The sequence below is a fragment of the Shewanella amazonensis SB2B genome (assembly GCF_000015245.1).
In the GTDB taxonomy this organism is placed as follows: domain Bacteria; phylum Pseudomonadota; class Gammaproteobacteria; order Enterobacterales; family Shewanellaceae; genus Shewanella; species Shewanella amazonensis.
Genome location: NC_008700.1, coordinates 1,730,054 through 1,742,717, shown reverse-complemented (window position 1 = coordinate 1,742,717; position 12,664 = coordinate 1,730,054). Strand labels below are relative to the sequence as shown.

Below are 12,664 nucleotides of genomic sequence, written 5' to 3'. Positions count from 1 at the left end.
AGGCGCCCTTTTTCTACCGGATGGGATTACCAACCAGTCTTTTCACGCAGCGCCTTGCCGATATCGGCCAGAGAGCGAACGGTGGTTACACCGGCAGCTTCCAGGGCAGCGAATTTGTCTTCGGCAGTACCTTTACCACCGGCGATAATCGCACCGGCATGGCCCATGCGCTTACCGGCAGGTGCAGTCACACCGGCGATGTAAGACACAACTGGCTTGGTCACGTTAGCCTTGATGTAAGCAGCAGCTTCTTCCTCGGCAGTACCACCGATTTCACCGATCATCACGATGGCTTCGGTCTGAGGATCGTTCTGGAACATTTCCAGTACGTCGATGAAGTTGGTACCTGGGATTGGGTCACCACCAATACCTACGCAAGTAGACTGGCCGAAACCTTCGTCAGTGGTCTGCTTAACGGCTTCGTAAGTCAGAGTGCCGCTGCGGGAAACGATACCGACTTTGCCTGGCTTGTGGATGTGACCTGGCATGATACCAATCTTACATTCGCCTGGAGTGATAACACCTGGGCAGTTAGGACCAATCATGCGAACGCCGGTTTCTTCCAGCTTCACTTTCACCTGCAGCATATCCAGAGTTGGGATACCTTCGGTGATACATACGATCAGCTCGATGCCACCGTCGATGGCTTCCAGAATGGCGTCTTTACAGAAAGGCGCAGGTACGTAGATAACAGAAGCAGTAGCGCCAGTGGCAGCAACGGCATCTTTCACAGTGTTGAACACTGGCAGACCCAGGTGAGTAGTACCGCCTTTACCAGGAGATACACCACCAACCATCTGAGTACCGTAAGCGATAGCCTGCTCAGAGTGGAAAGTGCCCTGACCACCGGTAAAACCTTGGCAGATTACCTTGGTATCTTTGTTGATCAATACAGACATTACTTGCCCTCCGCAGCTTTAACAACTTGCTGAGCAGCGTCGGTCAGGCTCTTGGCAGCAATGATGTCCAGACCAGATTCAGCCAGCACCTTGGCACCCAGTTCAGCGTTGGTACCTTCCAGACGCACAACTACAGGCACCTTCACGCCTACTTCTTTCACCGCACCGATGATACCTTCGGCGATCATGTCACAACGCACGATACCACCGAAGATGTTAACCAGAACGGCTTTCACATTGCTGTCAGACAGAATGATCTTGAACGCTTCGGAAACGCGCTCTTTGGTCGCGCCGCCACCTACGTCGAGGAAGTTGGCTGGCTTACCGCCGTGCAGGTTTACGATGTCCATGGTACCCATGGCGAGACCAGCACCGTTCACCATGCAGCCTACGTTACCGTCCAGAGCTACGTAGTTCAGTTCGAACTTGGCAGCGTGGGCTTCACGGGCGTCATCCTGAGAAGGATCGTGCATGTCTTTGATTTTTGGCTGACGGAACAGAGCGTTACCATCTACACCAATCTTGCCGTCCAGGCAGTGCAGGTTACCCTCGGTAGTGATTACCAGTGGGTTGATTTCCAGCAGAGCGAAGTCGTGATCCAGGAACATCTGGGCCAGGCCCATGAATATCTTGGTGAACTGCTTCATTTGAGTTGGGTTCAGACCCAGCTTGAAGCCAAGGTCACGAGCCTGGAAAGGCTGTGGACCGGCGATAGGATCGATGATGGCTTTGTGAATGAGCTCAGGAGTCTCTTCAGCCACTTTTTCGATTTCCACACCACCTTCGGTAGAAGCCATGAACACTACGCGACGGGTAGCGCGGTCAACTACGGCACCCAGGTACAGTTCGTTGGCAATGTCGGTGCAGCTTTCAACCAGGATCTTGGCAACTGGCTGACCGTTTTCGTCAGTCTGGTAAGTCACCAGGTTCTTGCCCAGCCACTTTTCAGCGAAGGCGCGGATTTCTTCTTTGTCGCCAGTCACTTTAACGCCACCAGCCTTACCGCGGCCGCCAGCGTGCACCTGACACTTGACTACCCACATATTTCCGCCAATACGACCGGCCGCTTCTACCGCTTCTTGAGGGGTATCGCAGGCATAGCCTTCTGACACTGGTAAACCATATTCGGCAAAGAGGGCTTTTGCCTGATACTCATGCAAGTTCATGATGATCTATCCGTATACTACGTTTTAAATCCAACTGGCCCCGAGGGGCCAGTCACGAGGTTTTTTGTCTGTGCTGATTAGATGTCCAGCAGCAGACGGGTTGGGTCTTCCAGGAATTCCTTGATGGTTACCAGGAAGCCAACAGACTCACGGCCATCGATGATACGGTGGTCGTAAGAAAGAGCCAGGTACATCATGGGCAGGATTTCAACCTGACCATTGACTGCCATTGGGCGGTCCTTGATGGCGTGCATGCCGAGGATAGCGCTCTGTGGCAGGTTCAGAATTGGGGTAGACATCAGCGAGCCGAATACACCACCGTTGGTCACAGTGAAGTTACCGCCGGTCATGTCTTCCACAGTCAGCTTGCCGTCACGGCCCTTGATGGCCAGATCGCGTACTGCTTTCTCGATGTCAGCCAGGCTCATGGTGTCGGTGTCACGCAGTACTGGCGTAACCAGACCACGGGGAGTAGACACAGCGATGCTCACGTCGAAGTAGTTGTGGTAAACGATGTCATCGCCATCAATAGCCGCGTTCACTTCTGGGAAGCGCTTCAGGGCTTCAGTTACCGCTTTCACGTAGAAAGACATAAAGCCAAGACGGATACCGTGCTTCTTCTCGAAGATATCCTGATACTGCTTACGGATATCCATAATAGGCTTCATGTTGACTTCGTTGAAGGTAGTCAGCATGGCGGTAGAGTTTTTGGCTTCCAGCAGACGGCTGGCAATGGTCTTGCGCAGGCGGGTCATAGGCACGCGCTTGTCCGAGCGATCGCCAGACAGTGCCACCGGAGCAGCTGCTTTGGCCGCAGGAGCAGCAGCTTTACCGGCACCACTTTTCACGAAGGCGTCAACGTCTTCTTTGGTGATACGGCCACCTACACCAGTGCCTTTGATTTTGCTGGCATCCAGGTTGTGTTCGGCAATCAGACGGCGTACTGATGGGCTCAGTGCATCGTTGCTCTCATCGCTAGCGGCTTCAGCAGCAGGGGCAGCGGCTTCGGCTTGCGCCTTGGTCACTTCCTGACCGGCAACGGCACCGGCCACAAACTTGGCAATCACCTGCTCGGCCAGAACGGTGTCACCTTCCTGGGCCAGAAACTCAGCGATGTGGCCATCTTCTGGTGCAACCACTTCCAATACAACCTTGTCGGTCTCGATATCAACCAGGTTCTGGTCACGAGATACAGCCTCACCAGGCTTAACGTGCCAGGTGGCGATAGTGGCATCAGCCACGGATTCTGGCAGAACGGGTACCTTAATTTCGATACTCATTGAAAGCTATCCTTTTTATAAATGTCTGTTACTTCAAGTTCAAAGCGTCTACCACCAGAGATTCCTGCTGGTGAGCGTGCAATTCTGGGTAGCCACAGGCCGGTGCAGCAGCAGCTTCACGGCCAGCGTAGGTCAGAGTGGCACCCTTGGGAATTGCGGCCCAGAAGTGGTGCTGACTGCAATACCAGGCACCCTGGTTCTGCGGCTCTTCCTGACACCATACGAAGTCAGTCACGTGCTGATATTCGGCAAGTATCGCTGCCATCTCTTCGGCAGGGAACGGATACAGCTGCTCGACACGAATAATAGCAACGTTGGTGAGGTTTTCCTTACGGCGACGCTCCAGCAGCTCGAAGTACACCTTACCGCTACAGAACACAACGCGGTTAACGGCTTTCGGATCCAGGCTGTCGATTTCGCCGATCACGTTCTGGAAGGTACCGTTTGCCAGTTCTTCCAGAGAAGACACGGCCAAAGGGTGACGCAGCAAAGATTTGGGCGACATGACCACCAGAGGACGACGCAGTGGGCGAACTACCTGACGGCGCAGCATATGATAAACCTGAGCCGGGGTCGAAGGCACACACACTTGCATGTTGTGGTTGGCGCACAGTTGCAGGAAACGTTCCAGACGGGCTGAAGAGTGCTCTGGGCCCTGACCTTCGTAGCCATGTGGCAACAGCATGGTCAGACCGCACAGACGGCCCCACTTTTGCTCACCGGAGGACAGGAACTGGTCAATCACTACCTGGGCACAGTTGGCAAAGTCACCAAACTGAGCTTCCCAAATGGTCAGGCCGCCTGGCTCGGCAGTGGCATAACCGTATTCGAATGCCAGTACAGAGGCTTCTGACAGCACAGAGTCAGTAATGTCAACCGGACCCTGCTCCTGCGCAAGGTTACGCAGCGGCATATAGGTGGTGGCATCGTTCTGGTTGTGCAGAACCGCGTGACGGTGGAAGAAGGTACCACGGCCAGAGTCCTGACCTGTGATGCGCACGCGGTTGTTGTCTTCCAGGATAGTGGCGTAAGCCAAAGTCTCGGCAAAACCCCAGTCCAGCAGCTTCTCGCCCTTGGCCATGGCCACGCGGTCTGCGTAAATCTTGGCAACGCGAGACTGCAGCGGATGGGTTTCAGGCACATACGCCAGCTTCTCAGCCAGTTTTTGCAAACGTGCCAGCGCCACGGTTGGCTCGTAAGACACATCCCAGTCCTGACCGATGAATGGAGACCAGTCGACGGTACGCAGTGACATGGGACGCCATTCTTTCACTACACAGTCACCCTGATCCAGGGCATCACGGTAGCCATTGATCATGGCGGTCACGTCATCGGCACTGACGGCGTTTTCGGCAATCAGGCGATCGGCGTAGATTTTACGTGGGGTTGGGTGCTTCTTGATCTTCTGATACATCAGCGGCTGAGTGGCACTTGGCTCGTCAGCTTCGTTGTGACCATGACGACGGTAACACACAAGGTCAATGACCACGTCACGCTTGAAGGCGTTACGGTAATCAACGGCAACCTGAGCCACGAAGGCCACGGCTTCAGGATCGTCGGCGTTCACGTGGAAAATCGGCGCCTGAACCATCTTGGCGATGTCGGTACAGTACTCGGTAGAACGCACGTCATGGTGGTTAGAGGTGGTGAAGCCCACCTGGTTGTTCACAACGATGCGGATAGAGCCGCCCACACGGAAACCGCGGGTCTGAGACATGTTGAATGTCTCCTGCACAATGCCCTGCCCTGCAATCGCCGAGTCACCGTGAATGGTGATAGGCATCACTGACAGACCATCTTTACAGCCACGGCGGTCCTGACGGGCGCGAACTGACCCCATTACCACAGGGTTAACGATTTCCAGGTGCGATGGGTTGAATGCCAGCGCCAGGTGTACGTTACCACCGGGAGTTTCGAAATCAGAGGAGAAGCCCTGATGGTACTTCACGTCACCTGAGCCTGAGCTTTCGGCATGTTTACCGGCAAACTCGTCAAACAGCTCAGCAGGACGCTTACCCAGTACGTTAACCAGTACGTTCAGACGGCCACGGTGAGCCATGCCCACCACGATCTCCTTGGTACCGGCTTCACCGGCGCGATAGATGATTTCACGCATCATGGGCACCAGTGCATCGCCACCTTCCAAAGAGAAGCGCTTGGCACCGGGGAACTTGGCACCCAGGTACTTTTCCATACCTTCGGCGGCGTTCAGCCCTTCAAGAATACGGGTTTTAACACCTTTATCGAATGCGGCGCGACCCATGGAAGGTTCGAGGCGCTGCTGGATCCAGCGTTTTTCGTCGGTGTCGGTGATGTGCATGTACTCGGCACCGATGGAACCACAATAGGTGGCCTTCAATGCTTTTACCAGCTCACCCAGTTTCAGGGTTTCGCCACCGTAGGCGAATGAACCGGTGTTGAATTCACGCTGCATATCATCGGCGGTCAGGCCGTGGAACGCCGGGTCAAGTTCAACCACTGCGTCACGCTTCCACAGTTCCAGCGGGTCCAGATTCGCATTCTGGTGACCACGGAAACGGTAAGCGTTAATCAGTTGCAGTACCTTAACCTGTTTGGCATCCACTTCGGGGTCGGTTACACGACCGGCGCCTTTACGTTGGCCTTCCTGGGCCAGGGAGCGGAAATAATCACGGATCTTGGAGTGAGAAGCTTCAGGTACATCAGCAGAGGCACCGTTCACGGGAGGGAGATTGTCAAACACCGCACGCCAGTCATCGGACACTGAAGTGGGGTCTTCTTGATAGGCTTCGTACATCTCCTCCACATAGGTCGCGTTCGATCCGTACAGGTGAGATGACTCCAGCCAGGCTTTCATGCTGCCTTGGTGCATTTCTTATCCTTTCAAACTTTATACACGTGCTTAGCCATGGTTTGGCATACAAGGTATGCCGACAGCCGCCCCGAGGGTTCCAAAATTACGGCTTCAAGTAGTTCCTTTACACAAAAGAGCCACCATCCCCCGAAAGGGACAGTGACTCTCGCTGAGCTATATCATTATTATCGTTAGCTCATTGTCTTGCATTTACACGGCCCGCTTCAGCAGCATGGACTTGATGTGTCCAATCGCCTTGGTCGGGTTCAGTCCTTTCGGACACACGTCTACGCAGTTCATGATGCCGTGGCAACGGAACACGCTGTAGGCGTCGTCAAGCTCGGCCAGACGCTCTTCAGTCGCAGTATCGCGGCTGTCGATAAGGAAGCGATAGGCATGCAGCAAACCACTTGGCCCCACGAACTTGTCGGGGTTCCACCAGAACGATGGACAGGCGGTCGAGCAGCAGGCGCACATGATACATTCATACAGACCGTCGAGGTGCGCACGCTCCTCAGGGCTCTGCAGGTGTTCACGGGCAGGCTTCTTCTCATCGTTGATGAGGTATGGCTTGATCTTCTCGTACTGCTTGTAGAACTGGGAAAGATCGACCACCAGGTCACGTACCACGGGCATACCGGGCAGTGGGCGGATTTCAATCTTCTTGCCCTTGAAGGTAGAGATAGGCGTGATACAAGCCAGGCCGTTCTTACCATTCATGTTCATACCGTCAGAACCACACACACCTTCACGGCATGAACGGCGGAACGACAGTGTCGGATCGATTTCTTTCAGCTTCAGCAGCGCATCAAGCACCATCATGTCTGAGCCATCAGGCACGTCGAAGCTGTAATCCTGCATACGTGGCTTGGTATCTACGTCAGGATTGTAACGATAAACTGAAAACTCCAACTTCATCTTCGCAACTCCTTAGTAGGTACGCTTCTTCGGTGGGAAGGCTTCACGGTGCTTGGGTGACATGTTCACTTCGCGCTTGGACATAGCCTCAGTCACGGGGTCGAACAGGCTGTGGCACAGCCAGTTGTCATCATCACGCTCGGTGAAGTCTTCACGGCTGTGGGCACCACGGCTCTCAGTACGGAAGTTAGCAGCGTAAGCAGTCGCGATGGCGGTGGCCATCAGGTTATCCAGCTCCAGACACTCAATACGCTGAGTGTTGAACTCTTTGGAGTTGTCAGACAGCTTGGCATTTTCCAGACGCTTGCGGATGGCTTGCAGTTGCTCGAGGCCTTCGGCCATGGCTTCACCGGTACGGAACACAGAGAAGTTAAGCTGCATACACATTTGCAGGTCTTTACGGATTTGCGCAGGATCTTCGCCGTCTTTGTTGCTTTCCCAACGCTTCAGACGGGCAAGTGATTGCTCGATGTCTGCGTCGGTAGCAGCTTTAGGATCGGCAGTCTCGTCCAGCGCCTTACCCAGGTGCTGACCAGCCGCACGGCCGAATACCACCAGGTCAAGCAGCGAGTTACCGCCCAGACGGTTGGCACCGTGAACAGATACACAAGCGATTTCGCCCACAGCGAACAGGCCGACGATATCGGTTTCGCTGCCGTCGTCGTTCTTACGGATTACCTGACCGGATACCTTGGTCGGCAGACCACCCATCATATAGTGGCAGGTTGGGATCACAGGGATTGGGCCATCGGCCGGATCGATGTGAGCAAAGGTACGTGACAGTTCGCACACGCCTGGCAGACGGGCTTCCAGGGTTTCTTTACCCAGGTGATCAAGCTTGAGCTTGATGTGTGGACCCATAGGACCATCACAGCCACGGCCTTCACGGATTTCGGTCATCATGGAACGGGCCACAACGTCACGGGACGCGAGGTCCTTGGCGTTTGGCGCGTAACGCTCCATAAAGCGCTCACCGTCTTTGTTCAAAAGGTAGCCACCCTCACCGCGGCAACCTTCGGTTACCAGTACACCGGCACCGGCAATACCGGTTGGGTGGAACTGCCACATTTCCATGTCCTGCAGCTGCACACCGGCACGGTAAGCCATACCCACACCGTCACCGGTGTTGATGTGCGCGTTGGTGGTAGATGCGTAGATACGACCTGCACCACCGGTAGCCAGTACAGTGGCCTTGGCTTTGAAGTAAACAATTTCACCGGATTCAATGTCGATGGCAGTACAGCCTACGATGGCGCCATCTTCGTTCTTCACCAGGTCAAGAGCGTACCACTCAGAGAATACCTGAGTTTTGTTCTTCACGTTCTGCTGATACAGACAGTGCAGCAGGGCGTGACCGGTACGGTCGGCAGCCGCGGCAGTACGAGCAGCCTGCTCACCACCAAAGTTCTTGGACTGACCGCCAAAAGGACGCTGGTAAATCTTGCCGTTTTCGAAACGGGAGAATGGCAGACCCATATGCTCCAGCTCGATAATGGCTTCTGGACCGGTTTGACACATGTATTCGATAGCGTCTTGGTCACCGATAAAGTCGGAGCCCTTAACGGTATCGTACATGTGGTATTCCCAGTTATCTTCGTGGGCGTTGCCCAGCGCTACTGTAATACCACCCTGGGCAGATACAGTGTGAGAACGGGTTGGGAATACTTTAGACAGGAGCGCACAGCTCTTGCCTTCTTTGGAAATCTGCAGTGCAGCGCGCATACCGGCACCGCCGGCACCAATCACGACTGCATCAAACTCGCGAACTGGAATACTCACCTTATACCCCCCACACAATCACAATGCCGGCGGCCAGATAAGCGAAGGCAGTCACGACAAAGGTAAACTGTAATACACCACGCAGCGCTGTTTGCTTGACGTAGTCAGTCAGCACTTGCCAGATACCGATCCAGGCATGGATCAGCAGGGCAATCAGAGCCAGCAGGGTAAACACTTTCATCGGCAGGGTGCTGAACAGCCCGTGCCAGATTTCGAAAGTGAGAGGCGCACTCAGTGCAATAAAGCTCACCAAGAAGATGGTGTAGCAGGCCAGAATGACCGCACTGGCACGAAGAAGGATAAAGTCATGGACACCACTGCGTCCGAAACTTGCTGCATTGGTTACCATACCCAGATCCCCGCAATGATAGAAAAGGTAATCGCCAGCACGAATACAGCCTTGGCTGATGCGTTACCAGAGCCCAATTCTTCCCAGCGGCCGGTATCCATCACCAAATGACGGATACCGCCAAGCAGGTGATAACCCAGTGCTGTCAGAATGCCCCAAATAACAAACTTCACCAGGAAGTTGTCAAACAGAGCCTGAACGCCTTGGAAGCTCTCGGCGGATGCCAGAGACGCATGGAGCAACCAAATCAGGATACCCATGGCGAACAGCATGATCACACCAGAGACGCGATGAAGAATGGACACTTTCGCTGTTGCAGGAAAGTGGATGGTTTGCAGATCTAAATGGACAGGTCTTTGCTTTTTCACGTTCTGCTCACTCAGCTCCATTGAGCATTTTATTGTTATGCGAACCGCTTCTGGTCAAACTTTGAACCATGATTTCGGTCACGGCGACAGTCGTCACAAAAGAAAAAGGTGTTATCTTCAGAGGGCTGTTTTGGCTACCGTTTTTTCATGCAGAGAAAAGGTGCCTAAAGCCTTCTGTAATCAGCCCTTTCGAGCCGCAGCAAGTATACTCGCCGCAAAAGTCAAATACAAACGTCACATTATGCATATTTAGTTTTTTTGGCCTTTTTATGGGATAAGTACTAGTCTTGACAGGGAAATTGGTCAGACCTATACCATGGTCTAAGGAATTTAAACGCTTATTTAAATTGAAATGTGATCTCGATTGCTTGTAAAGTAGGGGCCGTTTTGACATGCCGCACTCACCACAAGAATGAAGTAAGGAGAACGGGGTATGGCTGATTTGAAAGCCAAATTGGAATTACCGGGGAACGATTCAATTGAACTGCCGGTTAAACAGGGCACCGAAGGTTTCGATGTTATCGATATCAGCAAGCTGGGCAGCAAAGGTTATTTCACCTTTGATCCAGGGTTTCTGGCCACAGCTTCCTGTGAATCAGCAATTACCTATATCGACGGCGACAAGGGTATTTTGCTGCACCGTGGCTACCCCATCGAGCAGCTGGCAGTAGAATCCAACTATCTGGAACTCTGCTACGCCCTCCTGTACGGCGAACTGCCGACTAAAGCGCAATACGAACAATTTGCCCACACTGTGAAGAGCCACACCATGGTTCACGAGCAGTTGGCATTCTTCTTCCGCGGCTTCCGTCGCGATGCACACCCCATGGCCATGCTATGCGGTGTGACCGGTGCACTGTCTGCTTTCTACCAGGACTCTCTGGATGTAAACGACGCCCGTCACCGTGAAATTGCCGCCTATCGTCTGGTATCCAAGATGCCGACGCTGGCAGCCATGTGCTACAAGTATTCCATCGGCCAGCCATTCGTGTACCCACGTAATGACTTGAGCTACGCCGGTAACTTCCTGTCGATGATGTTTGCCGTACCTTGCGAAGAGTACAAGGTAAACCCAATCATCGAGCGCGCCATGGATCGCATCTTCATCCTGCACGCTGATCACGAACAGAATGCCTCTACTTCTACTGTGCGTCTGGCCGGCTCTTCCGGTGCCAACCCATTCGCCTGTATCGCAGCCGGTATTGCGTCTCTGTGGGGTCCTGCCCACGGTGGTGCCAACGAAGCCTGTCTGCGCATGCTGGAAGAAATCGGTACTGTTGACCGTATTCCTGAGTTTATCGACCGCGCCAAGGACAAGAATGATCCATTCCGTCTGATGGGCTTCGGTCACCGCGTGTACAAGAACTTTGACCCACGTGCCAAGGTAATGCGTGAAACCTGCCACGAAGTGCTGAGCGAGCTCAAGGTGAACGACCCTCTGCTGGACGTTGCCATGGAGCTCGAGCGTATTGCCCTCAATGATGAGTACTTTATCTCCAAGAAGCTCTACCCGAACGTAGACTTCTACTCAGGTATCATCATGAAGGCCATTGGCATTCCAACCAGCATGTTCACCGTGATTTTTGCTCTGGCCCGCACCGTTGGCTGGATCTCTCACTGGAAAGAAATGCTGGATCAGCCTGGTCACAAGATCAGTCGCCCACGTCAGCTGTACACCGGCGAACACAGCCGCGATTTTGTCAGTGTCGATAAGCGATAACGACTAATCCTGTTAAAAAGGCGCCTCTGGCGCCTTTTTTGTTTCTGTTTCGCCTTTCCAGCTTCATCTTTTGTTGCAATTCCCGCCTTGAAGTTCACTTGTTAACAGTCTTTAGTATTTCTCACCAACGGATAAACAATTTCACCACTTTTTTACAGTTTGCACGGCGACAAACGAAGCTAATTTATCGCTATCTTATTGTAATAAATGAATTATCCAATTCTGGCACGGAAGCTGCTTTTAAAGCGCAACACAGTTAACAGTACAGGTATAACAATGGAAGCCCGCAAATCATTCAAACTCGCCCTCCCCTTACTGCTTGTTGGTGTACTCGCCGCCTGTGGACAGGAAGAAGCCAAGAAGGAAGAAGAAAAATACGCCATACCTGTTGAAACCCAGTTAGTGGTTCAGGGCAATGTTTCCTCATTCTATTCCACCACCGCCACCCTCGAAGCACCGGTCGAGGCCCATGTTGTGACCCGTATCGCTGGCCTGATAGAAGCCCTGCACGTAGAAGAAGGCGACAGAGTCAAACAAGGGCAATTGCTGGCCGTCATCGACGCCAAGCGTCAGCAGTATGAGCTAGACCGCTCCGAAGCCGAAGTGCTCATCATCGAGCAAGAGCTAGCGCGGGTGAAAAAGATGAAGAGCAAAGACTATGTCAGCGCCGACTCCATCGCCAAACTCGAATACAACCTGCAGGCCGCCAAGGCGCGCCTGGACCTGGCGAAACTGCAGGTTAAAGAGAGCCAAATCGTGTCCCCCGTGGATGGCATCATCGCCAAGCGCTTCGTTAAAGCCGGCAACATGGCCAAAGAATTCGAAGAGCTCTTCTATGTGGTCAATCAGGACGAGCTTCACGGGATAGTGCATCTGCCGGAGCAGCAGCTCTCCAGCCTGCGTCTTGGACAGCATGCCGATATCTACGCCAGCGGTCAGAAAAACCAGGCCGTGAATGCCGAAGTACTGCGCATCAGCCCGGTCGTTGACGCCCAGAGCGGCACCTTCAAGGTCACGCTCAAGGTGCCCAATCAAAATGGCATCCTTAAGTCGGGTATGTTTACCCGGGTGGAACTTAAGTACGACACCCATGAAAACGTCATCACAGTGCCTTACAACGCCATCATCAACCAGGATAACAAGCAAACCCTGTATGTTGTCCAGGACACCACGGCCGAGCGTCGCGAAGTAGAGCTGGGTTATCGTGAAGGCAACATGGTTGAAGTCGTTGCGGGTATTGCTCCCGGAGAGCATCTGGTGATCCGTGGGCAGCAAAACCTCAAAGACCAGTCGCTGGTTGAAATCATCACCCCACTGGATGTGGCTTCGGTTAAAAAATAAGGAGCACATCC

The 12,664-nt window shown here is 53.5% G+C and carries 10 protein-coding genes; 2 read left to right on the top strand and 8 right to left on the bottom strand.

Translation table 11 applies throughout. The features are described 5' to 3' along the window. Positions 1-26: 26 nt before the first annotated feature. The 8 genes from sucD to sdhC form a co-directional block, all read right to left on the bottom strand. Complete coding sequence (gene sucD / locus SAMA_RS07445) at positions 27-899, bottom strand: succinate--CoA ligase subunit alpha (RefSeq protein WP_011759545.1); 873 nt, start codon at positions 897-899, stop codon at positions 27-29. Further along, entirely contained in the window at positions 899-2,065 is a 1,167-nt protein-coding gene (gene sucC, locus SAMA_RS07440; RefSeq protein ID WP_011759544.1) for an ADP-forming succinate--CoA ligase subunit beta, read from the bottom strand. The genes sucD and sucC overlap by 1 nt, the downstream gene beginning before the upstream one ends. A 77-nt stretch (positions 2,066-2,142) precedes the next feature. Beyond that, positions 2,143-3,345 (bottom strand): 2-oxoglutarate dehydrogenase complex dihydrolipoyllysine-residue succinyltransferase, encoded by a 1,203-nt coding sequence (gene odhB, locus SAMA_RS07435; RefSeq protein WP_011759543.1) that lies wholly within the window; start codon positions 3,343-3,345, stop codon positions 2,143-2,145. 28 nt (positions 3,346-3,373) lie between these two features. Beyond that, a complete protein-coding gene (gene sucA, locus SAMA_RS07430) occupies positions 3,374-6,196 on the bottom strand; it encodes a 2-oxoglutarate dehydrogenase E1 component (RefSeq protein WP_011759542.1) in 2,823 nt (940 codons plus the stop codon). Between the two features lie 192 nt (positions 6,197-6,388). Beyond that, complete coding sequence (locus SAMA_RS07425; RefSeq protein WP_011759541.1) at positions 6,389-7,096, bottom strand: succinate dehydrogenase iron-sulfur subunit; 708 nt, start codon at positions 7,094-7,096, stop codon at positions 6,389-6,391. A 12-nt stretch (positions 7,097-7,108) separates the two neighbouring features. Then, positions 7,109-8,875: a succinate dehydrogenase flavoprotein subunit gene (gene sdhA, locus SAMA_RS07420; protein WP_011759540.1), complete on the bottom strand. Its 1,767-nt coding sequence runs from the start codon at positions 8,873-8,875 to the stop codon at positions 7,109-7,111. A gap of 1 nt (position 8,876) precedes the next feature. Beyond that, on the bottom strand, positions 8,877-9,224 hold the full coding sequence (gene sdhD, locus SAMA_RS07415; protein WP_011759539.1) for a succinate dehydrogenase, hydrophobic membrane anchor protein: 348 nt from the start codon (positions 9,222-9,224) through the stop codon (positions 8,877-8,879). Then, a complete protein-coding gene (gene sdhC, locus SAMA_RS07410) occupies positions 9,218-9,613 on the bottom strand; it encodes a succinate dehydrogenase, cytochrome b556 subunit (RefSeq protein WP_011759538.1) in 396 nt (131 codons plus the stop codon). Before sdhC ends, sdhD begins: the two co-directional genes overlap by 7 nt. A gap of 412 nt (positions 9,614-10,025) precedes the next feature. On the opposite strand from sdhC, the gene SAMA_RS07405 reads away from it, so the two are divergent. Both SAMA_RS07405 and SAMA_RS07400 read left to right on the top strand, forming a co-directional pair. Beyond that, entirely contained in the window at positions 10,026-11,312 is a 1,287-nt protein-coding gene (locus tag SAMA_RS07405) for a citrate synthase (RefSeq protein ID WP_011759537.1), read from the top strand. A 276-nt stretch (positions 11,313-11,588) separates the two neighbouring features. Further along, positions 11,589-12,653, top strand: coding sequence for an efflux RND transporter periplasmic adaptor subunit (locus SAMA_RS07400; protein WP_011759536.1), 1,065 nt, complete (start codon positions 11,589-11,591; stop codon positions 12,651-12,653). Positions 12,654-12,664 lie beyond the last annotated feature (11 nt).